Raw genomic sequence first — 23,599 nt, 5'->3', positions numbered from 1 at the left:
GCGCCTCGGTCGTCGGGGCGAGAGGCGCACGCGGGCAGCGGTTTACGCGTAGATGTCCAAGGTGACGGTGAGTGTGGCCAGCCTGGTGTCCAAGCGCAGGTCCTTTACCCGGCGCTGCAAATCCGCGCGTACGGACGGGGTCAGCAAAGCCCAGACCTCGCCGATCTGGGCTTGAGTGTCCAGATCAGCTTCGGACAGGATCCGTAGCAGCGCAGGCCAGATCCGCGCCTCGGTGGCCGCGCCGGGCACCGCGAGCAGCGTCGGATCGGTCAATTCGGTGATCTGCCTGGCGATTCGGCGCTGCACCTCGAAATCGGTGCGTTCGATCCAGCACAGCAGGCCCCGCCACAGCGCGGGCTCGTCGGCACCTTCCAGCGCGCCCACGAGCGCCGACATGCCGGTGTGGTCGCCGATGATCGGGTTCGCGGCCAGACTGTCCAGCGCCGAGGGGCGCAGGTTTCCGACGAAGCGCAGCAGCTCCGGAATCGCTCCAGCCGCGATGACCGTGCCGATCAATTCGGTGATAGCCGCGGTGGATCCGAATTCGAACATGAGCTCGCCGACCGCGCCGACCACATCGCTGTCGCAGCGCGCGAACACCGACAGTGCGGCCAGTTGCAATTCCGCGGACCCTGCCAGCACCGTCGCCACCATCTGCGGGATCCGGTGCGATCGCCCGTGCAGCAGTTGCCGCATGACGCCGCTGAGGTTCTCACCCGAGTACGCGTAGGCCGCGGACCGGATCAGCCCCTCGTCGTCGGCGACGCCCGCTTCGATGGCCCGGATCAGTGTCGGTGTGGCATAGGCGAGGAACGGGCCCGCGGTCACGTAGTCGCCGCGGCGCAGCACCTCGTTGGTGATCTGCACAATTGGCTCCGGCGGGGCCACATCGGCGAGCTGCCCGACGGTGTGCGGGTCCAGATACGGTGCGCAATCCGCGGCGTAACCGGGCTCCAGCATCCACACGGCATCCGCGGCTTTTTTCGGATATTTCACACCCACCGCGCCGGCCGCCCGCCCGGTCATCATCGGCGGAACGAGCTTCTGTACCAAGGGGATCGAGATGCTCAGCGGGATGATCGGCACCAGCTTGCTGATTCGCTCGAAGGTCGCTGCGTGCTGGGCGAAAATGACCGCTGCCATGCGCTGTTGCAGCTCGTGCAGGGCTTCGGCGCCGAGGCGCTCCAGATGCGCGAGGCGCTCGACGGGCACGTGCAGCGTCCGCGCCAGCAGCACCAGTTGGGCTTTGGTGACCAGATCCGTCATCAGCGCAGCCGATTGCCGAACATGATCTTCTTCGCGGGGGTGCGCAGCGGCCAGGGGAGGGTGCCGATCACGCTGTCCACGGAGTCGTTCAGCATCGCCGCCTCGATCCGGCGCGCCGAGCGGAAGGTCATGAGTAATTCGCGGATTTCGGGCTCGGAGAGCAGGTCGAGGGCGGATAGCGGGCCCCCCAATTCGCGTTCCAGCTCGGCTCTGGCGGTCATCGTTCTCCCGTTCTGCGCACCCACGCGAACAGCATTGCGCGCGCGGATTTCTCGAGTTGTGACCCGAGGTTTACTCGATCATATTCTGCCGGGATGTGCGCAGTGCTGGGATGATTCGCGGACGGAAGGGGGTTGACACGTCAGTGGCAATCATCGAGCAAAGAAATCGGCTCTTGACCTAGGTGTTACCGGTGAGTACAAATACGAGAAACATGCCGATCTGTCTGCAACTTTGAGATCGGCCTACAGAATTGCACGCCATTGGTTACCGATGTCATCACTGTCGAGCTCGAATACGAGGTCGAGCGCATGGCGATGTGGGATCTGCTGCTGGAGCCGCAGACCTACACGCGAATGTTCACCGGTATCGGAGCGGCCGAGCGCGCGGAAACTTCAGAAACGCAAGTGGTTCTGTTGATTCGCGCAAGCACCTCCGGTACGGAAATCACGGTACCGCCAATCCATCTCGTTGTCGCGCGGGAGCGGGAAATTCTCGAATTGCAATGCCCGAGCACCGGAAGTTTCGTCTCGATCCGGCTCCGGGACACCATTGATGCGAACCTGGAAGGGGAGAAGACGCGGGTCAACGTCACCGTTTTCGGTGCGGGCCGCATCCTCGCCAACGGCGGCGGTCCGGGCCTGGCCGAGCGCGACAATATGGCCGTAATCGACTGGGTGCGAGCGGGTTTGACGCGCATCGCCGAGGCGGTCCAGGGAAGGCCCACGTCGATTCTGATCAACGGTGAGGACTCAGCGACCCGCCTGCAGATGGGCATCGCCAGGCAACTCGTCACCACCGGCGTCGTGCGCAGTTACCGGTTCGACCGCGGCATCAAACAGCTCGGCGGACTGGCCAAGTGGGGTTTCAACCTGGCCGGCGGGTACGCCGCGGCCGCGGCCTACACCCCGAAGCGGCTCGGGCTGATCGACCCCGATGTCGCCTACACCTTCACCGAGGTGCACCGGCGCACCCATCAGCTGGCCGCCGCCCTGGCAACCCTCGGATTCGGCGCTCGCACCAGCATCGGACTGCTCGCCCGCAACAGCGCCCCGATGGTCGAATGTATGGTCGCCGCAGGCAAACTGGGCGTCGACACGGTGCTGCTCAACACCGGGTTGTCGGCGGGCCAGATCGAAGAAGTGGTGCAGCGCCACGGGCTGGCGGCGATCTTCCGCGACGACGAATACGACCACCTGCTCAAGTACGTCTCGCCCACCATCCCGCGCTACTCCACCTCGCCGCCGCGACCCGACGGCCCGATCAACCTCGACGATCTGATGGGCCTGGACGCGCCGGCCTTCTCCCGGCCGCGGCAGCCGGGCCGGTTGATCGTGCTCACCTCCGGCACCAGCGGCACCCCGAAAAGCGCTCGCCGCCCGCACCCCAAGGGTTTCGGCACCGTCGCCGCACTGCTGTCCCGGATTCCGTTCCGGATGGACGAGACCATGCTCGTGCCCGCGCCGCTGTTCCACACCTGGGGGCTGGCGGCGCTGCAGATCAGCACACCGATCCGGGCGAGTGTGGTGCTGCCGGAACGGTTCGACGCCGAGGACACCCTGCGCCTGATCGAACAGCATCGGGTGAGCGCGCTGGTGGTGGTGCCGGTGATGATCAACCGGATCCTGGACCTGCCGCTGCACGTGCTCGCGCACTACGACCGCAGCAGTCTGCGCATTGTGGCCAGTTGTGGTGCGCCGCTTGCCGGTTCGACGGTGCAGCGGTTCCAGGAGACCTTCGGCGAAACCCTTTACAACGTGTACGGGTCCACCGAGGTGTCCTGGGCCACGATCGCCGATCCGGCCGATCTGCGGGCCGCGCCGACCACGGCCGGGCGGCCGCCGCTGGGCACCAAGGTGGCGATCCTCGACAACGACTTCCGGCCGGTGCCGCGCGGGGTGACGGGGCGCATCTTCGTCAACAACCACATGCTGTTCGACGGTTACACCGATGCGACGCCGCCGCCCGAGGCCGAGGGCATGCTCGACACCGGCGACCTCGGCTACATCGACGCCGACGGCCTGGTGTTCGTGGCCGGGCGAGACGACGAGATGATCATCTCCGGCGGCGAGAACGTCTTCCCGCGACCGGTGGAGGAGGCGCTGTCGCATCTGCCGCAGGTGAGTGAGGTGGCCGTGGTGGGTGTGCCGGATCGGGAGTACGGGCAGCGGCTCGCGGCGTTCGTGGTGACCCGGCCCGGGTTCGGGTTGGATCGGGACATGGTGCGCAACTACATCCGGCATCGGCTGAGCAGATTTTCGGTGCCGCGTGATGTGACTTTCCTGGACGCGCTGCCGCGCAACGCCACCGGCAAGATCTTGAAACGGACACTCGTCCAACCGAGTTGACGGCCCCCTTCCTCCGCACCCCCGGCGGACGTCTGGGAAAACCGACCCATCCGTCCGCACCTCCGGGCCGAATAACCGTGGTGCTCGGGACCGCCCCGAGCCGAGCTCACGCTCGAACAACAACGGTTCGGAAAGGCTTTATATGAAAATCCGTGCACTCGGTATCGGTGTCGCGGTCACCGGCATCCTCGTCGCGATGTCGGGCACCGCGCACGCCGACCACGAGATGGTGGTCGTGGCGGGCAAGACCGGCGAGGCGCCGTCGACGATCTGCGCGAGCGCGGGCATGAGCCAGGCCGCTTTCGCCGCGCAGGAGACTGCGGGCCCTGTCGCGCTGCTGCAGGCGGAGAAGGTCCCCAGCGCCTACGTCGGTTCGTTCAACGACATCGAGGCCGACCTGGTGCTGCGCGACAACGGTGTGGTCGCGCCGTACGTCCAGCAGGTCAACGACACTCAGCACGCGCTGTGCACCAAGTCCGACACCGCAACCTCCCCGGCCGCCAAGACCGGTAACTGAGCTCCTCGGCTAGCGAACGACGATGCGTTGCAGCGCGTTCAGGTCCTTCTCCAGCATGCGGAACAGCCAGTAGATGGCGAGGAAGGCCAGCGCGCTGCCCACGCACAACACCCGGATGGCGAGGATTACCGAGCCGATGTCGTCGACCGGAATGAAAGTGGCCCCGGCGACTCCGAGCAGCGGAACCGCCGCGGCGATGGCGAGAAAATAGGTGCTGCGGCGGTCCAGCTGTTCCAGCCGGCGCGCGTCGTCCCCGCCAGCACCGCCGTGCGGCAGAAACATCGGATACAGGCAGCGCACCGCGTAGAAGCTCACCAGGAAGTACGGATACGCCATCGCGATCGCGCCGCACACGATCTGGGTGATGAAGAAGTGCGCATAGTCGGCGGCGCCGAGATGATTGCCGGACAGCTGCACCGACAGCGGGACCACGACGCCCGCCAGCGCCCACAGCGCGAAACAGGTGAGCACATTGCGGGTGCCCAGCCGGAGCGTGTCCGCGCGGACCCGGGCCAGGGCGGGTGCGTCGTAGGAGTTGCCGCGCCGCAGACCCCGCGCGGTCGACCACAGGCGCACCAGCAGCAGATTCGTGACGAGGAATCCCACCAGGAAACACAGCCCGTAGGTGGTCAGCGCGATCTGATCGAATCGGTGCTGAGCCTGGGCGTCGAACTTGCCGATGATCAGGGTGCGATTGTGGTGGTAGCTGTACCAGATCGCCAGGGCATTCGGAATCGCGATGGCGCAGGCCATGATCGGATGCATCAGCATCCGGGCGCGTAGTCGCGCACTTCGGGGTGGCGGATCCACCAGATCGCGGGCGCGCGCGTCGAGACAGACATCGAGTTGCTGCGCCATTTCGGCTCCGTTGGCCCAGCGCTTGTCCGGGTCGGGTTCCAGCGCGCGAGCCAGGGCTCGGCGTAAGGCCGCTGGACAATCCGCGGGCAGATTCTCGTACGGCAGGGCCTCCGGACTGCCCTCGCGACGCTGCAGCATGCCGTCCAGCGTGGTGCGGTCCCCGCCGGTTACACCGTCGTCGGCGAACGGCTTCGTGCCCGTGAGCAATTCCCACAGCACCACCGCCAGCGCGAACAGATCGCTGCGAATATCCAGGTCGGCCGCGGTTCCCGGCTTGTCCGGATGCACGGCCGCCAGCTGTTCCGGCGACATGTACGCCAGCGAGCCGCCGAAATACGCGACCGGGCTGGCCCCGGACACGTTGCCGCTGAAGCTGATGTTGAAATCCGCTAGCTTCGGCACACCCTCGGCGGTCAGCAGCACATTCGCCGGTTTGATATCGCGATGCAGGACGCCGCGGTGATCCGCGTAATCCAACGCCTCGGCCAGCCGGCGACCCAGCCAGGCAATGGTTTCCGGCCACGACAGCTGCGCCAGCTGGTCTCGCACCTGCGACTCCCCGGGCCGGATCTCACCTTTGTCCTCGAGCACGCCATCGATGACTTCGAGCAGCAGCGCGCCCGAACGCTGCGCGGGCCCGGTCTTACGCACCCGCTCCAAAACGTTGAACAGGGTTCCGCCCGGCACATACTGCATGTACAGCAGCCGCAGCCTGCGCTCCTCCAGGATCCGCTGATCGAAGACTCGCACGATGTAGTCGTGATCCAGCTGCGCCAGCGTCTGCGGCTCAGAACTCTTGTCCTGCGAGATCTTGACCGCCACCAGCCGCTGCATGGACCGCTGCCGCGCCAGGAAAACCCGTGCGAACGCGCCCCGGCCCAACCCGGTCATCAGATCGAAGTCATCGATCCGCTGCCCGGCCGCGAGATCGTCGAGGGCGACCGGCTCCGCCGCCGACATCAAGGTGCTGTGATAGTCGTCTGTGCCGAGCAGCTCCGAAAGTTGTTCTGCCTGAGCCGGATAGGTGGCGGTGTACTCCGCGAGATCTACCGCGCTCCCGGCGTTCTTCCGGACATGGAACTCCTCATAGATCAAGTCCGGCGGCAGGGGCCAACTGCTGAGCTCCGGCAACTCCGCCGCATAGTCGGCCAGCCGCTTGGGTTGCTGCCCCCGGCTCCACCGGTTGGCCAGGTCGACCTTGATCAACTCGATCAGCGAAACCCGCCGGATAGCAGGCGAATCCGGCAGGAACGCGGGAATCTCCGGCGGTGCTTGCGCGTCCCGCCAGGCCTCGGCGAACCGCTCCACCACCTCGGCCACCCCGGTACCGGGCGAACGGCCGGCCGCGACCGTCGCCCCCGAAACCACCGGAGCCGGATGCGCCATGGCTGCATCGTAACGTCGGCTGCCGACAGCAGTAGCCCAACGACAGCAGATCGGCCACCTGCGAGTCACATGGGGCAGAAAAGCATCACTGAGGCGGCAGATACTGCTGTGGCGAGACCGGCTGCTGACCCCACTGACCCTGCTGCGGCGACATCGGCTGCTGACCCCACCGCGCGGGCGGTTGTGTTGGGGTCGTAGCCCTGCCGGTCTTCGCGGCGGAGATCACCGCCAGGACGAGTGCGGCCAGGTTGGCGAGAATGCTCAGCACGAGCACCAGCAGGGGGACCGATGCCATGCCGAAGAACCGCCCGTAGGCCAGGATCGGGGTCAATCCTGTCGCGAACAGCATGCCCGAGCCTGCCGCGCAGGCCACGGCAGCCGCGGGCGCGCGCACCCCGATCAGCAGCACGATCGCGGAGCCGATCGCGGCGAGGCAGACGAGATAGAGGGGAGCGTCGTACCAGAAGTCCTCGTGGAAGAAGTCCATCCGTCCCCAGACCACGCGCTCGACAATCGCCAAGATCGTCGCGACCAGCAGTAGCCCGCCCGCCACCCGCCCGAGCGCCGACCCCGGGCGGCTCGGCCGCGGCGGATACCCGGGCCGCTGGCCGTAGGCCGCGGGATACCCTGGAGCGCCATGTACTTGCCGCGGACCACCTTGCCCCACACCCTGATACGGAGCCTGGGCTGAATACTGCGGCGGATATGCATCCTGCGGCGCAGGACCGACCCCCTGCTGTGCTTGCTGCTGACTCGGGTTCGTCACGAACAATTCCTCCCCGGGCGGCCGACCACACCGCCCCTGTAATTGATCCAACCCGAAACCCTAGGCCAATCCGGACAAGACTGCGGGCTGCCGATCAGCTAGCCGAGTGCGTGAAAGAGCTTCAGCCACTGGCCGGGAGCGACGAAGCCGACCGGTTGTTCCAGCGGAATGCCCGCGCCCGCACAGGCTTTACGGACAACGCGTGCCGGAAACGCCTGGCCTAGCGACGCCGCGAGCGACCCACCGACACCGGAGAAGCCGAGTTCCACCAGCCGTCGATAGTCCGGCAGCGCGGAGTGGGGGAGTAGCGGCTGCGAACGAACTCGAAGGTGCAGCACCGCCGCGTCGACCTGCGGGACCGGATGGAAGTGCTGCCGGCTGACCCGCGGCCCCAATTCCCATGCGACGCACGGCCAATGCTCGATCGCGAGTTTGGTCCAGCGACCGTAGTCGCCGGTGTGCTTACGCGCGAATTCCTCCTGCACCAGCAGCGTCGCCGAGGTCAGGTGGCGAGCCGCCAGGCACCACCGCACGATGTCGGTGGTGCTCCCGAACGGGATGTTGGCGACGACCGCGAACGGTTCGCTCGGCGCCGCCATCGTCCGGAAATCACTGTGATAGCAACGGATTCGGTTGTTGTCCGCGTACCGGCGGCGCAGGCGCGCGGCGTAGTGGCCGTCGATCTCGTAGGCCAGCACCCGGTCGGCCGTGCCGAGCAGCTGGCGGGTGAGCATGCCGTCGCCGGGGCCGATCTCGACAACGAGGTCGGAGTCACCGACTCCGGATGCGCGTATCAGCAGGCGGGCGGTGTCGGCACCGGCGAGGAAATTTTGTGACAGCCGCTTGCGAGGGCTCGTGTGGCTGCTGCGGGCACGCGGAAGGGAACGATTGCGGGACATGGGTGTCCTCCGGACGGAGTGGTCGAATCAGGAACCAGTGATTCGCCCGGACCCAGGCCGGTGCACAGTGTGACCGACGGAACGTCGGTAAGGAATCCGATCAGCGCCGAAAGATCAACGGCGCGCGCGGTTATCGCGCGATCGGGAGGTCACGGTGCGCCGGCCGAGCCCAGGCCACCGTGCGCAGTCGAATGTAGAACGCGCCGACAGCGCACGCGCTGCCTATGCCTGGGCTACCCATATCGGACAACATACCGGCGGCTCCGATTCAGCGGAAATGGTTTATCGGCCCAGCCAGCGGGCATTGTCGACGAAGATCGACAGCAAACTAGTAGCGAACTATCATTCCAACTAGGTCGGGCAAGCCCCTGGAGGCTCCTATGCGTACCAGTCATACAGCTCGTCTATCTGCTCTGATGCGATGGATCGTGCCCGCTGGACTCGGGGCCGCGCTCGTCGTCGCCCCGTTCACACTGCCGGTCGCCCATGCCGACGCCGATTACGGCGGCGGCTGTGTGCTGTATAGCGGCGATCGTGCGGCAACCGTCGATTCCCTGCGTTTCCGCTGCAATCCGGCGCAACAGGACGCCCTCTTCCGTGATGCCTCGCCGGGCGCGGTTCCGATGGGCCCGAAGAACGGCTGGGTGATCCGGCCGATCGACATGCAGGCATGGACGCCGGCGATCTGGATCGGAAAAACGTTCTACACCGGCCCGGATGGCGGGCACGTGCTGAACCGGATCACTCCGGCCGGAATCGAGGGGTGGCCCGCGGACGTGTTCCGCGGCCCGGCGCTGCTCGACGGCGGTCCGTCCTGGGTGCTGGACTACCGGCCGTCACCGAGTCCGCAACTGTACGACGAGATTCGGGAGATCACGCCGGGAGTGTGGTTCGGCTATTCGTGGTCGCGTGAGGCGGCGGGGCCCGCGCAGCTGCTGACCTTCGCGCTGGCCTGAGCGAAACTCGCTCGAACCCGGTCGGTTGTGTGCGGCAGACTCTCCGGCGTGAGCATACGTTCAGCCGAGGAGTTGGCTGCCTTCCTTCAGCATGGAGGAAAAGTTAAGTACCTGAAGTTCTGGGGTCACCAGCCGCAGCGGGACGGCAGCATCGGTCCCGGGTCGCTGAGCCAATGGTGGCCCGCGGAATTCACCGTCGACGGAGCGACTTTCCGCAGCGCGGAGCACTACATGATGTGGGGCAAGGCGATGCTGTTCGGCGACACCGAGACGGCCGAGCGAGTGCTGGCGGCAACGCATCCCAAGCAGGCGAAGGACCTCGGCCGCCAGGTGCGCGGGTTCGACGAAGCAGCTTGGAATGCCGAGCGATTCGCGATCGTGGTGGCCGGGAGCGTCGCCAAGTTCGGGCAGGACCCGGACTTGCGGGACTATCTGCTGCGCACCGGCGAGCGAGTGCTGGTGGAGGCCAGCCCGGTGGATCGGATCTGGGGGATCGGCCTGGCCGCCGACGATCCGCGCGTCGAGGATCCGGCGCGCTGGCGCGGCTTGAACCTGCTCGGGTTCGCGCTCATGGCCGCCCGGGACGAACTGCGCGCTCAGGCCGACTGATCGACCTCCGAGCGTCCCTCGGCCGCACACGCCCGCCACACCCGCGCCTCGGCAGAATTTCCTTGGCGATCGAGCAGTTCCGCGAGCCCCGCCATGGCCCGGGGTTCGCGGCGGTCGGCGGCGGTGCGCCACCAGCGTTCCGCTTCCCCGATGTCACCGCGCCGGAACCGCACCACCCCGAGGTCGTAGGCGGCCGCCGCATGCCCGGCCTCCGCCGCCTGCGCCCATAACCCGCACGCCTGATCCTCTTCCCCGCGCGTGTACATCGCCACACCCAGGTCATACAGGGCACCGCGCATCCCAGTGTCGGGATCCTGGCCCCGCCTCGACCCCGCCTGCCACTCGGTGTCGCCGGTGTGTCCGGGAAGCTCGCCCGGCGCCCACTGCCCGGCGCTCGACACGGCCTGAATGGACTCGTAAGACGCCTGCTGCGCTGCAAACATCCAGTCGCCAACGCCGGTTGCAGGCGGTGCAATGTTGCGCTCAGTGCCTGTGCCTGTGCCTGTGCCTGTGCCTGTGCCAGTGCCAGTGCCAACTGTCGGCTGCCGGGCCGCGGCGTCCCAGGACTGCGCTGCCGAAGACCCCGGCTGGCCAGCCCCTGCCCAACTGGAGGTTTGCGCCGGACGCTCGTTGCCGAACCAGTCCCGCTCCACGCCACCCGGCGCCGATGCTCCGGGAGACTCCGCCAACTGCCCGAGTTCCCGACCTGAGACCTGCCACCTCGGCTCCCGAGCCGACGCCTGCGACCCTGGTTCCAGAACTGAAGCGTGCGACCCTGGCTCCCGAGCCGAGGCCTGCGGTCCTGGATTCAGACTCGACGTCTGCGGTCCTGGAGTCAGACTCGACGTCTGCGGTCCTGGAGTCAGGCCCGACGTCTGCGGCCCCGGAGTCAGGCCCGACGCCTGCAGCCCCGGCTCCCGAGCCAAGGCCTGCAGCCCCGGCTCCAGAGCCGACGCGTGCAGCTTCGGCTCCCGATCGGGTGCCTGCGATGCTGGCTCCCGAACTGGTGTCTGCATCCCCGGCTCCTGGCCCGGTGCCTGCGACCCAGGTTCCCGGCCTGCCTGCCAGGCCAGCCCCCGAGCCGACGTCAGCATCCCGGGCTCTTGCGCGGGTGCCTGGGATGCTGGCTCCCGAACTGGTGTCTGCATCCCCGGCTCCTGGCCCGGTGCCTGCGACCCAGGTTCCCGACCTGCCTGCCAGGCAAGTCCCCGAGCCGACGTCAGCAGCCCCGGCTCCTGCACGGGTGCCTGCGATGTTGGCTCCAGAGCCGCAGCCTGCAGCCCTGGCTCGTGACCTGGTGCCCGCCACCCATGCTCCCGCGCGGGTGCCTGCGACCCTGGTTCCAGAACCGGCGCCTGCAATCCTGGCTCGCGAGCGGGTGCCGGCAGCCCCGGCTCTCGACCTGGCGCCTGCCAACCAGGTTCCCGACCCGGTGCCTGCGACCCCGGCTCCGGCGCTGGTGCTTGCCACCCCGGCTCCACTGCCGTCGCCTGCCGCGCCGGCCCCAGCGTCGGTTCGGTTCTGTCCGCGAACTGATCCGGTTCGAAGCGTGACTGCCAGTCGGCGCCGAAGCCGTTCTGGCCGGTAATCGGGGCGCTCGCGGACTGGTTTGGATCCGCGGGCCAGTTCGGCGCTTGCCCGGGCATGCCGTATCCAGCGAATTGTTCCGGCTCGGCCGGCCTGCCCGCCGCGAACCAATCCTGCTGCGTGGCAGCGGGCGTCGCGTCGGCGTACCAGGCCTGCTCATTCGCCGGAGCGCTGGCGGATTGCGGCGGACGCGCGCCGTTGCCGGTGTTCCATGCTCGGCCCGGCGTGTAGGCGTCGGCGTCGGTGCGCGGGTCCGGCAGCCCGCTGGCGGCGAACCATTCCGGGGAGCCGATTGCGGGCGTGGCCGGTTGGGGTGTCGGTTGGGGTGCCGGTTCGGCGATGATCTGCCCGGCTGTTTCGAACCATTGCTGCGACACCGGGATCGGCGCGGCCGACTGGGCGACCTGACCGCCGACCGAATGCCCGGGCTGCTCTATTCCGGGCTCGGCGGCGAACCAACTGCGCGGTGCGGCGGCGGAGGTGTCCATGCCGATGACCAAGTTCGCGAAATTGGGCGGCCCCTCGCCGACGCTGCACCACAGCACCATGCGCCCGTCGGGGGAGTCCTCGATGACGATGCCGTAGTTGCCGATCCACGATTTCTGCGCGCCGGTTTCGTCGACCCATACCGGCGTCAGCGTGAACATCGCCTTCGGGCTGGTGGGGGTGAGGTCGAAGGTGACGCCGCCGGAGAGCACGTCGCTCCACACGTCGACGCCGCCGAGTTGGCGGCCCTCGATGCCGATGTATCCGTCGGTGACCGACAGGCCGATGCCGTGCCCACGCAGCCCGTTCGGCGGCGCGGCCGAGACCGTGTACATGGTGAGCGTGGTGGGCGCGGGGCCGAACTGCTCGGAGTACATGGGATAGACCAGGCTGCCGTGCCATCGGATGGGGTCGGCGGATTGGTAGCGAGCGGCTAGCGGTAGGTGGTCGGCCGAATTCTGGGCAGACAGGTGCGAATACGGCTCGTACATCGGTAGCGCTCCGCCTTTCCGCGATGATCATCGCCATGTCTGCGCTGTGCGGCGCGGTACACCGTACTCGCTGACAGCCGACTCGCCGATGTGTTTCGGCGAGTCGCGGGACGGTCGCGGAAAACAGACGTGTTCGCTTGTTCTGTAAAGGATTTCGAATGCGGACACGCGGTTTGCTTCAGGCGCTGTTAGGTAGACGAAGAGCCTGGAATGTATGTGTAACCGACGGTTACACATAAGTGCTTTACTGCAAAATTTGGGAGAGGGCCGAACGGCCGAGGCACCGGGAGACGGCGCGTGATGCCCTCACCCTACCCGGTGCCCCTGAGATGCGCAGCGCGGGGGCTCAAACCCCGACAGCTTCGCCGTATTTGCCAAGGCTCAAACCCCGACAGCTTCGCCGTATTTGCCAAGGCTCAAACCCCGACGGCTTCTTCCATCTCTTCCTCTGCCTCGATCTTTCGATGCACTGGCGCTGGAGTGACAGGCGCCTGCTTGCGCTCATACCGCGCCGCGACCACCAGCAAAGCCAATCCTGCGACCAGCCACAACACCAGGCTCGCGATCCGAGCGCCGAGTCCCGCACCGCCGTCGAAGTAGAGCAAGCTGCGCGCCCCCTCCACGAAACCCGCCCCGTTCCAGAACGAGTGCAGCGCGCCGAAGAACCCGTTCTGTAACTCGGGCCGGTAGATGCCGCCGGAGGAAGTGAAATTGAGCATCACGAACAGCAACATGAGAACAAGCGTGGTCCACCGCTTCAGGAAGGTGTGCAGGCCGATGCCCACCAGCACGATGCCCGCGGAGTACAGCCACGACATGCCCCAGATCGCCGCGTAGTCGTGGTCGATGACGCCGAATACCGGTCCGGCGACCGCGAGTCCGATGATGCTGACTGCCAATGAGGTGGCCACGCCGATCGCCGCGCGCATCCGCATGCTCAGGCCCGCGCCCGCCGCGCCGATAGCGGCGACGCTGCCGTAGGAGCCGACGCTCAGCGCCACAAGCAAGAAGAAGATGCCTTGCCCGGTGGGGTCGCCGGGTGCGGTGGGCGCGATGTCGGTGACCGTCAGCGGCACGCCCTGCTGTCCGGCGACCTGCTTGAAGACCAGCTCGACCGCCATCGCGGTGGTGTCCGAACTGCCCTTGGCGACAAGCAGTTCCGGATGGTGCGCGTCGGGGACGTAGGCGCCGGCCAGGTCGCGGTCGCGCAGCTGACTGATCGCGGCGTCGCGATCGGGCAGGGTCAGCACCTCGAGCCCGTCGCCCGCCTTGTCCTTCAGGGTCTGCGCCAGCACCATCTCTTGCGGCGCGGTGCCGACGACAGCCACCTGCAAATGGTTGGGCTCGGGCTGATGGAACGCGCCGAGGTAGGCCAAGGCCATGCCCAGGCACATGAGCAGCGGGGTGAGTAGATGCGTGGCCACATGTCGCAGCTCTGCTGCCGAGGTCTTCAAAGGAACAACTCCCAATGGTTGGTAAATGCAACTATGCGATTAGTTGTATCATACAACCATGTCGGACGAGCTGCCACGAGGGGACGCGATCCTCGCCATCCAGCGCGAACTCACGGCCTTCGCGCGCCGCGCTCGGGGTCGCGCCGCCGAGCTGCATCCGGAATTGTCGCTGGTCGCGGCGAGCATTCTGGACCTGCTCATCGAGCGCGACGGTTGTCAGGCCAGCGAGGTCGCCGAGCATTTCCTGCTCGACAAGTCGACGGTGAGCAGGCAGATCGCGGCCCTGGAAAAACTCGGATACCTGACCCGGGAGGTGGATCCGGCCAACCGCCGCAATCTGCGGTTGCACCCGACAGCGGAGGGTCGCCGGGTAGCGGGTGCGGCCGAAGCCGCGCGGCGAGCGGCGTTCGCGGTGCGATTCGAAGACTGGCCCGACGGCGACCTGGCTCGCTTGGCGCAGTACCTCACCCGGTACAACGCCACCCCCTGAGCTCCGTCGAGTGCACGCGAAACGCGTTGCCGGACCCCTGCTTCCGCTGACTCGACAGTTGTCGCTTCAAAACCGCACTTAACCAACCAAGCACTTGCTACCCTTCGGCGATGATCCCCACTGTGGTATGGGGCACCGGCAATATGGGGCGTGCGGCCATTCGTGCCATCGACGCCCACCCGGAGCTCGAACTGGCTGGTGTGCTGGTGCACAACCCCGGCAAAGTAGGCCGAGACGCGGGTTCGCTCGCCGGTCTCGACTACGAACTGGGGGTCGCCGCCACCGACGACATCGACGGGGTACTCGCCGCGAGCCCGCGCGCGATCGTGTACGCGGCCTCCGGCGACATCCGCCCCGATGACGCGCTCGCCGACATCATGAAAGCCATCGGTGCGGGCGCGGTGGTTGTCTCGCCCGCGGTGTACGCGCTCTACGATCCGCGCAGTGCCACACCGGAAGTCCGGCAGCCGGTGCTCGACGCGATCGCGGCCGGCGGCGGTTCGCTGTTCGTCTCCGGCGTCGACCCGGGCTGGGGCAACGATGTGCTGCCGCTGCTGATCAGCGGCCTGGCCGGCACCGTGGACGTGGTCCGTTGCCAGGAGATCTTCGACTACACCACCTACGACCAGCCCGACTCGGTGCGCTGGCTGGTCGGCATGGGCCAGCCGATGGAATACGAGCCGCCGATGCTGGCCCCCTCGGTGCCGACCATGGTGTGGGGCGGGCAGGTTCGGCTGCTGGCTCGCGGGCTCGGCGTCGAACTCGACGAGATCCGCGAGACCGTGGATCGCCGCGCCCTGGACGCGACCGTGACCACAAAGCTCATGGGCGATTTCGACGCCGGGACGCAGGGTGCGATCCGGTTCGAGGTGCAGGGCATCGTCGCCGGCGAGCCGCGCATCATCATCGAGCACGTCACCCGCATCCACGCGGACTGCGCCCGGGACTGGCCGCTGCCGCCCGACGGTGAGGGCGCGCACCGCGTGATCATCGAGGGCCGCCCGCACATCGAGGTCAGCATCGAATGCTCCGACGAGGGCGGCAACCGGTCGGCGGGCGGAAACGCCACGGCCGCAGGCAGATTGGTGAACGCCATTCCCTGGCTGACCGCGGCCGACCCCGGCCTCTACGACGCACTGGACGTGCCGCTTACTCCGGCGGTCGGCAAACTCGGAAGGAAGAATCCGTGATCATCGATGTACCCGAGGGCAAGGACCCGATCGGCTATGTGTGGGGCGAAATGGTGCCGGGCATCGGCATTCCCGCCTCCGGCTTCTCGCTGGCGGTCTACGAGCACACCACCCTCGGACTGCGTGAATTCGAGGCCGCGCGGCTGCGCATCGCGCAGATCAACGGCTGCATCTTCTGCCTGGACTGGCGTACCGAACGCGACGGGCTGAAGGTCGAGGAAGGCTTCGCGGATGCGGTAACCGACTGGCGCACAAGCGATATCCTCGACGAGCGGAGCCGTTTGGCGGCGGAATACGCCGAACGCTACGCCGTCGACCACCACAACCTGGACGACGAATTCTGGCAGCGGATGTTCGCGCAGTACACCCAGGCCGAGGTGGTGGAGCTGTCCATGAGCATCGGCTCCTGGCTCGCCTTCGGCCGCCTCAATCGCGTGCTCGGCCTCGACGCCGCCTGCGTGCTGCCGGGGCACTAGTACCTCTGATCACGTACGCGCGGTAGTCACCGATCTCCGTCCGCCGGACTGAGGGTGTGGCTCCGCGCGTCGTAGATGGCGTAACCGAAACCGGCGATGAGGGCTTCGATGATCCGCCGCACCGCGGGCGCCGCGTAATCGACTGCGGAGCCGCGGGTGCGGCGGCGGTCGAGGCGGTCGGCGGCGGTGATGCGGACCGCATTGCCCGCCGCCTCCAGCCGCACCCGCGCATGCGCCCGGGACAGGGGAATAGCCCGATTCCAGGACTCCATTCCGGGAATCAGCGTCAACTGCAGATCATCCTCTATCGGTCTTCCCGCCTGGGACCGGTAATAGGCCATGACCTGATCGGGTGTGGACACGACCCCCGCCGGCACAATGATGTACACGTAACTCACCGCACCACCGTAACCACTTGGGCGCCATCGGCACTCGGCATTCTTTCGGATTTGCCTCGGGAGTTCGCGGTGGTGCGGGCGACGGTCGACCCGGACAGTTAGGCGCCGACCGGGGTTTCGGCGGTATCCGGCGGCTCGGCCACATTACGTTTGGGTCCGGTGAACCAGCGGCGGGCCGAAACGAACCACCAGATGCCGATCGCGCCGACCACCGCCACCAGGGTGAGGGGGGCGTAATTGACTACCGTCCAAGTGAATTCGTCGTTCCACGGGTAGCCGCGGTCGTCGGTGGGCAGGATGAACAGCACACTGATCAGGGCGATCCAGATCAGGGCGACGATGCCGATAGGCCGATACCAGGGGCCGAGTTGCCAAGGGCCGGTGCGGAATCGGCTGCCGTGCCGTTGACGCAGCAGAATCGGGATGCCGTAGGCGATATAGAGGCCGATGGTGGCGACCGAGGTGGCGGCGGCATAGGCGACGGGCGCGTTCGCCGCGGGGACCAGCATGGACGGGATCAGCAGCAGGAACGCGAAGAAGGAAATGAACAGCACCGCGTTCACCGGGACCTTGCGGACCGACAATTTCGACCACAGCGCCGAACCGGGCACCGCGCCGTCGCGCGCGAACGCGAACAGCATGCGGGAAGCGGAGGTGACCGAGGCGTAGCCGCAGAACAATTGAGCCGCCGCGGCGATGATCAGCAGCGTGCCGGACCAGAAGGAATTCAGCGAATTCTCCAGGATGTAGATCACCGGGTAGCCGTTGTTCTTCTCCGGGTCCAGGGCGTCGTCGAGATTCGGGATCGCGAAGGTGACCGCCATGATGAGCAGATAACCCGCGACCGCCGACACGATGATGGTGTTGACGATCCCTTTGGCCGCCGTCCGGGCCGCGTCGTGGGTTTCCTCGCTCATGTGCGCCGACGCGTCGTAACCGGTGAAGGTGTACTGCGCGTGCAGCAGGCCGAGCAGGAAACTGAATGCGACACCGCCGAATCCGACGGCGCTGTTGTCGACGGTTTCGGTGAACACGAAGCCGATGCTCTGATGGTTTTCCGCGCCGATACCGAGCACCAGCACGAATACCGCGACACCGGCCACATGCCACCAGGCCGAAATATTGTTGATGACCGCGGACAGGTGCGGGCCGATGGCGTTCAGCACCGCGTGCAGCACCAGGATGGCGGCGAAGACCATGAAGATCGCGGTGCGGTCGGTGCCGATCTCGATGCCGATCACATTCAGCACCGAGGTGGTGAAGATAGCGGCGCCGTAATCGATGGCGGCGGTCACCGCGATCTGGCCGATGAGATTGAACCAGCCGGTGAACCAGCCCCACACCGGGCCGCCGAGTTCGGAGGCCCACCAATAGAGGCCGCCGGAAGTCGGGTAGGCCGAAGCCAATTCGGCCATGGCCAGGCCGATGAACAACACCATGATCGAGACCAGTGGCCAGCCCCACGCCATGGTGATCGGGCCGCCGTTGGCCAAGCCGATGCCGTAACTGGCGAGACCGCCGGTCAGGATCGAGACAATGGTGAAACTGATCGCGAAATTGGAAAATCCGGACCAGGATCGCGCCAGTTCCTGTTTGTAGCCGAGTTCGGCGAGCCGGCGTTCGTCATCGGTAGTGCTCATAGATGCTCCCACAGCGAAAACGCTGCCCTCACACAGCGTTTGCAGAAGATCAGTGTGCGGTAAAGATCGGACTGCCGCAGGGTAAGCGGCGAAACTCGATCGAGGGATAGCGAAGAGTGCGCCCGCAACATGCCGATGCCGGGCGCGCGTATCCGGCGGTGGCGCGACGTAGCGTGGCGGATATGAGTGAGCGACTGGTGATCGTCGGAGGCGACGCGACGGGTATGTCGGCGGCCTCCCAGGCCCGCAGGCTACGCGAACCCGGCGAGCTGGAGATCGTGGTGTTCGAACGCGGCCGGTTCGCCTCCTACTCGGCGTGCGGGATCCCGTACTGGGTCGCCGGGGATGTGAAGGACCGCGAGGATCTGATCGCGCGCACGCCGGAGGAGCATCGGGAGCGCGATATTGATCTGCGGCTGGGCACCGAGGTCACCGAGCTCGATGTCGACGGCAGCAGAGTGCGGGTCCGGGATGCCGACGGGGCCGAATCCTGGTGTAGCTATGACAAACTCGTGCTCGCTACCGGCGCGCGGCCGATCCGTCCGGAGCTGCCGGGCATCGACGCCGGGGGTGTGCACGGTGTGCAGACGCTGGAGGACGGGCAGGCGCTGATCGACACCCTCGAGCACACCGAGGGTAAGAAGGCGGTCGTGGTCGGCGCGGGCTACATCGGCGTCGAGATGGCGGAGGCGCTGATCAAGCGCGGCTATGACGTGACCATGATCAACCGGGCGTCCGAGCCGATGTCCACGCTCGACCCCGATATGGGTGCGCTGGTCCGGAAAGCCATGTGCGGCATGGATATCGAGATCGTCGGCGGCGCCGAGGTCACCGAGATCCGTACCGGCGATTCGGGGCGCGTCTCGGCCGTTCGGACTGCCGACGGTGAATACCCGGCCGACGTGGTGATCCTCGGCATCGGTGTGCGGCCGGAAACGACCTTGGCGGAGGCCGCGGGCCTGCCGCTCGGCGAGGACGGCGGCCTGCTGACCGACCTGTCGATGCGGGTCCGCGGCCACGACAACATCTGGGCCGGCGGCGACTGCGTCGAAGTATTGGATCTCGTCTCCGGCCGGCAAATGCACATCGCGCTCGGCACGCACGCCAACAAACACGGGCAGATCATCGGCGCCGGCATCGGCGGGGGATACGCGACGTTTCCCGGCGTCGTCGGCACCGCCGTCAGCAAGGTCTGCGACCTCGAGGTCGCGCGAACGGGCCTGCGGGAGAAGGACGCCCACGCGGCCGGACTGCAATTCGTCACCGTCACCATCGAGTCGACCAGCCGCGCGGGCTACTACCCGGACGCCGCGTCGATGACGGTGAAGATGCTTGCCGAACGTCGCACCGGCCGCTTGCTCGGCACCCAGATCGTCGGGCGGGAGGGCGCGGGTAAACGTGTCGATATCGCCGCCGTCGCCCTCACCGCCCGGATGACCGTGGAGCAGATGACAGCGCTGGACCTCGGCTACGCGCCGCCCTTCTCCCCGGTGTGGGATCCCGTGCTGGTCGCCGCCCGCAAAGCCATGGCCGCGGTGGCGAAGAACAGGTAGAGCTACTGCTCAGGCTTGCCCAGCGACTCCAGGAGTTCGGTCTGGCCGAACATCGCGGCGGTGTCGCGGGCCGACGGGGTGCCCGCGTCGAGATCGGCGCCCGCGTTGATCAGCAGGCGCATGATCTCCTTGTCGCCCTTGAACACCGCGCCGGACAGGGGCGTCTGGCCGCTGTCGTTGAGCTGGTTGGCGTCGGCGCCGCGCATCAGCAGCACGGCTGTGGCGTCGCGGTGGCCGTGGTAGGCGGCGAGCATCAGGAGGCCGTCGCCGCGATCGTTGGTGAGGGTGGCGGGGACCCCGGCGTCCAGGTAGGCGGCGAGCGTGTCGGCGTCGCCCTGGCGCGCCAGATCGAAGACTTTGCCCGCTAGTTCGATCACCTTGTCTTCTTCAGTGCTCATCAGGCTATTTCATCATGTGTGGGCGGTGGCCCACGTCGGTGTTACCGGGACCGTTCCACCCCGAAGCAGTGCAAGCTGAAGCGGCGGTAGGGACTGGAGTTGCGGAAGTATTCGCCGCTGACCTGCGCGGGCTCGGCGAGGCCGAACTCACCCAGGAGTGTGACGGCCAGCTTTGCGGCGGTTTCCGCGGTTTCCGGCCCGGGCAAGAACTCGCGGGTCCACGCGCCGTACTCGTCCGGTGCGAACCCATGCTCGCGCAACACCTCCTCCGAACGCCCTTCGGGGGAGGTCACCATGACCAGTTCTTCGAGGTCTTGCGATAGCTGCAGCCATCGGGTGTCGTCCGCGACCGGGTCGGCCGCCGCCAGGGTGACCACGACATGATCCGGCGAGGGGCTCGTATTGCCGGTACCCAGCGTCCGCATCCCGAAGTGGATGTCGCGCAACGTCATTGCGAGCGCCTCGGCGAGTTCGTCCCAGCTGTGCACGAGCCGACCGCCGAAGTAGCAGCCGATCAGGCTCGGATGGTCATCCTCCCCGATCCAGGTGTAGGGCACCTCGCCGAGGCCTTCGCCGTATTCCCAGCTGCGGTAATCCCAGCCCTCCCACGCTTCGGTGGCGAAGACCCGCACCGTCAGGTCACCGCGGTAGCTGACCTCGAGTTGCCTGGTGGTGGTTTTCCCGCGCCAGCGCACGAACGCGTCGCCGTTGCCGCCGTACAGGGACGGCTCACCCCACACCTCTGTCGCGACCGCGAGATAGTCGCGGAACGCCTCTGGTGTGATGACCGCGGCGCACAGATAGACCTGCATCATCTCGGAATCCCCGCCGTGCCGCCGATCCCAGTTCTCGGTGAGATACGCACCCCGCACCACTCCAGGAACCGCCGCTGTCTCGCAGCGGGGGAGTTGGTCGCGCGACACCTCCCACCCGAGTTTCGTGCACGCCGCGACCACATCCTCGTGCCGCCACGTGCCGAAGTCGGCTGCCCCCAGATCGGTTAGCAGCGTGCGTAATTCATCCCGTCCCAGCCCCGTCATGTCCAGCACGCTACTCCCGGGCACCGACAGGAATCAGGGCTCAGGCCCGGCAACCTTCCAGGGTCGCGTTGCCCAGTTCCAGGACCACGTCCTCGACGTTGCCGCGCAAACGGAACGCGTTGAGCTGGCGGATCGCGCCGTTGCCACGTTTGAGGACAGCGGCGACGGTGTCGGTCACGAACGTGCGGTCGCCGAACTCGTCCAGGGCGGGGGAGACGTGGTCGATCAGTTCCATGAGCAGGTCCCGGGTGGGCAGGATGCGGCCGTCTATCGGGGCCACCACGTCGCCGTCGAGTCCCGTGCGCGCGGCCTTCCAGTACGCGGCCCGCAAGACGTCCGCGGCTACCGGTGGCGCGGTCATGCCCTCCGCCAACGACATTCGCGCCCGCAGCACCGTCGCCCGGACCAGGGCGGCCAGCAGGGCTGTTTCCTCGACGGTGGCGGGCACGTCGCTGACGCGGACCTCGACGGTCGGCCACTGGATCGATGGGCGGACATCCCAATAGACCATCTGCTCGTCGAGCATGATCCCGCTCGACAGCATCATCGCCACCATCGAGTCGTACTCGTCGACGGAGTGGAAATAGGGGGGTGGGCCCGCGCTCGGCCAGCGCCGCCAGAGGATGCTGCGCCAGCTGGCGTACCCGGTTTCCACACCGCGGTAGATGGCCGAATTCGCGGTCAGTGCCAGAAACAACGGCAGCCACGGCCGCAGATAGTTGCTCACCTGGACCGCGGTTTCCCGGTCCGGGACCGCCACGTGGACGTGGCAGCCGCACAGGCCCTGCTCCTGGGCGAGCATCCCGAAACCCTCGGCGATCCGCTGGTAGCGGGGCGTGTCGGTGACCGGGAAGCGGCCCGGGACCGTCGGCGGTATCCCGGCCGCGAGTAATTGGACGCCGTTCGCGTCCGCGCAGGCGGCCACCCCGCGGCGAAGCTCACGCAACTGCCCGAGCAGCTCAGGGGTGTTGGAGTGGACGTCGGTGCTGGTCTCCACCTGACAGCGGGTGAGCTCGAGCTGCAGGTCGATGCCGTATTCCTTGGCGGTTCGGGCGACCGCCTCGTTTTTCGCGGCCGGCGCACCCGTCTCCGGATCGGCGAGCAGGAACTCCTCTTCAACGCCGACAGTCGACGTGACTGGGTCCATCCACCAAGATTACGCTGCCTTCCCGCCTCGGCGAGAGCGTTTGCGTTCGTGCTCCCCCGTCCATGCCGAATCTGTTTCCCGCACAGTGCGTTTGTGCCCCGGCCTGGGTTGGCGACACGCTGGCGGACTCGGCGGTCAGCATCGCGGTTCGGCCGCCACCGGGGCGTTCAATCCCTGCTCCAGCCGCACTGGCATGCGAGACTTGCGGGCGTGAGCGGGCTCAGCGAAGCATTCAGCAGCGGAAAAACCGACAGTCGACCGGATCGCGGCGAGGTCATCGGCCGTGGTGTCGTATGGCTGGCCAAGTGGGCGCTGTGCGTGGTGGCGATAGCGGCGGGCGCCTGGGTCCTCGGCTACCTGATCGCGAAGCTGTGGGTGGTGATCCTGCCGGTCCTGCTGGCCATCGTCGTCGCCACCGTGCTGTGGCCGCCGACGGGCTGGCTGATGAAGAAAGGCTGGCCGCCCGCCGCCGCGGCGTCGGTGTCGCTGCTCGGGTTCATCGCCATCCTGGCCGGCATCATCGCGCTGATTGTGCCGTCGGTCGTCGACCAGGCGCCCGACCTCGCCGACAAAGCCACCGAAGGCATCGATAAGGTCCGCAACTGGTTGCAGGGCCCGCCGCTGCGGGTGCGCGACGAGCAGCTCGACTCCGCCGTCGAGGCCGTCACGAGCCGCCTGAAGTCCAGTGCCGAGCAGATCGCCTCCGGCGTGTTCAGCGGTGTCAGCACGGCCACCTCGGTGCTGGTGACCTTGTTCCTGGTACTGGTGCTGGCCTTCTTCTTCATCAAGGACGGGCCGCGTTTCCTGCCGTGGCTGCACCAGGTGACGGGCAGCCGCTGCGGCACCCACCTGGAGCAGGTGCTGGCCCGCGTGTGGGTCACCCTCGGCGGTTTCATCCGCACGCAGGCCCTCGTCAGCCTGATCGACGCCGTGTTCATCGGCGCGGGCCTGGTGATCCTCGGTGTCCCGCTGGCGCTGGTACTGGCGGTGCTGACCTTCCTCGGTGGGTTCATTCCGATCGTCGGTGCCTTCGTCGCGGGTGCGCTGGCGGTGCTGGTCGCTCTGGTCGCCAACGGCGTCACCACCGCCTTGATCGTGCTCGGCATCATCATCGCCGTGCAGCAGCTGGAAGGTAATGTGCTGCAACCGGTTCTGCAATCGCGGAGCATGAAACTGCACGCCGTTATCGTGCTGCTCGCGATCACCGCTGGCGGCTCGCTCTACGGGATCGTCGGCGCCTTCCTCGCCGTCCCCGTGGCCGCCGTGGCCGTGGTGACGCTGCGCTACATCGGTGAGCAGATCGATCTGATCACCGGAGAAACCACCGAAGCCGGGGCTCCCGAAGAGGTGGACGCCACCGCCCCCGGCTCCGACCACAGCACCGAAGTCGTCCGCGGCGCAAGCGATCCGGAGCCGGAGAAGTAG

At 67.1% G+C, this 23,599-nt stretch carries 21 protein-coding genes; 9 read left to right on the top strand and 12 right to left on the bottom strand.

Going from position 1 to position 23,599, the window contains the following annotated elements; translation table 11 throughout:
* Positions 1–42 precede the first annotated feature (42 nt).
* Positions 43–1,266, bottom strand: a complete 1,224-nt coding sequence (locus IBX22_RS00980; protein ID WP_194813495.1) for a hypothetical protein — start codon at positions 1,264–1,266, stop codon at positions 43–45.
* Positions 1,266–1,487: a hypothetical protein gene (locus IBX22_RS00975; RefSeq protein ID WP_194813494.1), complete on the bottom strand. Its 222-nt coding sequence runs from the start codon at positions 1,485–1,487 to the stop codon at positions 1,266–1,268. Before IBX22_RS00975 ends, IBX22_RS00980 begins: the two co-directional genes overlap by 1 nt.
* Before the next feature lie 309 nt (positions 1,488–1,796).
* On the opposite strand from IBX22_RS00975, the gene IBX22_RS00970 reads away from it, so the two are divergent.
* Both IBX22_RS00970 and IBX22_RS00965 read left to right on the top strand, forming a co-directional pair.
* Positions 1,797–3,833, top strand: coding sequence for an AMP-binding protein (locus IBX22_RS00970; protein WP_194815493.1), 2,037 nt, complete (start codon positions 1,797–1,799; stop codon positions 3,831–3,833).
* Positions 3,834–3,975: 142 nt separating this feature from the next.
* A complete protein-coding gene (locus tag IBX22_RS00965; RefSeq protein ID WP_194813493.1) occupies positions 3,976–4,350 on the top strand; it encodes a hypothetical protein in 375 nt (124 codons plus the stop codon).
* Positions 4,351–4,359: 9 nt separating this feature from the next.
* Here the strand turns inward: IBX22_RS00965 and IBX22_RS00960 are convergent, their stop codons facing one another.
* The 3 genes from IBX22_RS00960 to erm all read right to left on the bottom strand — a co-directional run bounded on the left by IBX22_RS00960 (position 4,360) and on the right by erm (position 8,259).
* A complete protein-coding gene (locus IBX22_RS00960) occupies positions 4,360–6,594 on the bottom strand; it encodes a serine/threonine-protein kinase (RefSeq protein ID WP_194813492.1) in 2,235 nt (744 codons plus the stop codon).
* Between the two features lie 85 nt (positions 6,595–6,679).
* Positions 6,680–7,360, bottom strand: a complete 681-nt coding sequence (locus tag IBX22_RS00955; protein ID WP_194813491.1) for a hypothetical protein — start codon at positions 7,358–7,360, stop codon at positions 6,680–6,682.
* Between the two features lie 98 nt (positions 7,361–7,458).
* The gene (erm, locus tag IBX22_RS00950; protein WP_194813490.1) at positions 7,459–8,259 is read right to left on the bottom strand and encodes a 23S ribosomal RNA methyltransferase Erm; all 801 of its coding nucleotides are present in this window, start codon (positions 8,257–8,259) and stop codon (positions 7,459–7,461) included.
* A gap of 428 nt (positions 8,260–8,687) precedes the next feature.
* Between erm and IBX22_RS00945 the strand changes: the two genes are divergently transcribed.
* A complete protein-coding gene (locus IBX22_RS00945; RefSeq protein WP_309234368.1) occupies positions 8,688–9,215 on the top strand; it encodes a hypothetical protein in 528 nt (175 codons plus the stop codon).
* Between the two features lie 48 nt (positions 9,216–9,263).
* Positions 9,264–9,824, top strand: a complete 561-nt coding sequence (locus IBX22_RS00940; RefSeq protein WP_309234367.1) for an NADAR family protein — start codon at positions 9,264–9,266, stop codon at positions 9,822–9,824.
* Here the strand turns inward: IBX22_RS00940 and IBX22_RS00935 are convergent.
* Both IBX22_RS00935 and IBX22_RS00930 read right to left on the bottom strand, forming a co-directional pair.
* Complete coding sequence (locus IBX22_RS00935; protein WP_194813488.1) at positions 9,812–12,388, bottom strand: tetratricopeptide repeat protein; 2,577 nt, start codon at positions 12,386–12,388, stop codon at positions 9,812–9,814. The two genes, IBX22_RS00940 and IBX22_RS00935, sit on opposite strands and share 13 nt — an antisense overlap.
* A 416-nt stretch (positions 12,389–12,804) precedes the next feature.
* Complete coding sequence (locus tag IBX22_RS00930; RefSeq protein ID WP_194813487.1) at positions 12,805–13,842, bottom strand: hypothetical protein; 1,038 nt, start codon at positions 13,840–13,842, stop codon at positions 12,805–12,807.
* A gap of 58 nt (positions 13,843–13,900) precedes the next feature.
* On the opposite strand from IBX22_RS00930, the gene IBX22_RS00925 reads away from it, so the two are divergent.
* The 3 genes from IBX22_RS00925 to IBX22_RS00915 all read left to right on the top strand — a co-directional run bounded on the left by IBX22_RS00925 (position 13,901) and on the right by IBX22_RS00915 (position 15,998).
* Positions 13,901–14,332 (top strand): MarR family winged helix-turn-helix transcriptional regulator, encoded by a 432-nt coding sequence (locus IBX22_RS00925; RefSeq protein ID WP_194813486.1) that lies wholly within the window; start codon positions 13,901–13,903, stop codon positions 14,330–14,332.
* Positions 14,333–14,442: 110 nt separating this feature from the next.
* Entirely contained in the window at positions 14,443–15,522 is a 1,080-nt protein-coding gene (locus IBX22_RS00920; RefSeq protein WP_194813485.1) for a dihydrodipicolinate reductase, read from the top strand.
* Positions 15,519–15,998 carry a carboxymuconolactone decarboxylase family protein gene (locus IBX22_RS00915; protein WP_194813484.1) on the top strand — a complete coding sequence of 160 codons (480 nt, stop codon included), beginning with the start codon at positions 15,519–15,521 and terminating at the stop codon, positions 15,996–15,998. Before IBX22_RS00920 ends, IBX22_RS00915 begins: the two co-directional genes overlap by 4 nt.
* A 26-nt stretch (positions 15,999–16,024) precedes the next feature.
* Here the strand turns inward: IBX22_RS00915 and IBX22_RS00910 are convergent, their stop codons facing one another.
* Both IBX22_RS00910 and IBX22_RS00905 read right to left on the bottom strand, forming a co-directional pair.
* Positions 16,025–16,396, bottom strand: coding sequence for a hypothetical protein (locus tag IBX22_RS00910; RefSeq protein WP_194813483.1), 372 nt, complete (start codon positions 16,394–16,396; stop codon positions 16,025–16,027).
* 98 nt (positions 16,397–16,494) lie between these two features.
* Positions 16,495–18,036, bottom strand: coding sequence for an amino acid permease (locus tag IBX22_RS00905; protein ID WP_194813482.1), 1,542 nt, complete (start codon positions 18,034–18,036; stop codon positions 16,495–16,497).
* Positions 18,037–18,218: 182 nt separating this feature from the next.
* Between IBX22_RS00905 and IBX22_RS00900 the strand changes: the two genes are divergently transcribed.
* Positions 18,219–19,589, top strand: a complete 1,371-nt coding sequence (locus IBX22_RS00900; protein WP_194813481.1) for an FAD-dependent oxidoreductase — start codon at positions 18,219–18,221, stop codon at positions 19,587–19,589.
* A gap of 2 nt (positions 19,590–19,591) precedes the next feature.
* Here IBX22_RS00900 and IBX22_RS00895 read toward each other — a convergent pair whose 3' ends face one another.
* The 3 genes from IBX22_RS00895 to IBX22_RS00885 are packed head-to-tail and all read right to left on the bottom strand — an operon-like array spanning position 19,592 to position 22,174.
* Positions 19,592–19,987, bottom strand: a complete 396-nt coding sequence (locus tag IBX22_RS00895; RefSeq protein ID WP_194813480.1) for an ankyrin repeat domain-containing protein — start codon at positions 19,985–19,987, stop codon at positions 19,592–19,594.
* A gap of 41 nt (positions 19,988–20,028) precedes the next feature.
* Complete coding sequence (locus IBX22_RS00890; protein ID WP_194813479.1) at positions 20,029–21,027, bottom strand: hypothetical protein; 999 nt, start codon at positions 21,025–21,027, stop codon at positions 20,029–20,031.
* 40 nt (positions 21,028–21,067) lie between these two features.
* Complete coding sequence (locus IBX22_RS00885; protein ID WP_194813478.1) at positions 21,068–22,174, bottom strand: glutamate--cysteine ligase; 1,107 nt, start codon at positions 22,172–22,174, stop codon at positions 21,068–21,070.
* Between the two features lie 210 nt (positions 22,175–22,384).
* On the opposite strand from IBX22_RS00885, the gene IBX22_RS00880 reads away from it, so the two are divergent.
* Positions 22,385–23,599 carry an AI-2E family transporter gene (locus tag IBX22_RS00880; RefSeq protein WP_194813477.1) on the top strand — a complete coding sequence of 405 codons (1,215 nt, stop codon included), beginning with the start codon at positions 22,385–22,387 and terminating at the stop codon, positions 23,597–23,599.

The organism is Nocardia sp. XZ_19_385, from assembly GCF_015355755.1.
Classification (GTDB): Bacteria; Actinomycetota; Actinomycetes; order Mycobacteriales; family Mycobacteriaceae; genus Nocardia.
Note: the sequence above shows the minus strand (reverse complement) of the source record. Positions and strands in the feature narration are given on the sequence as shown.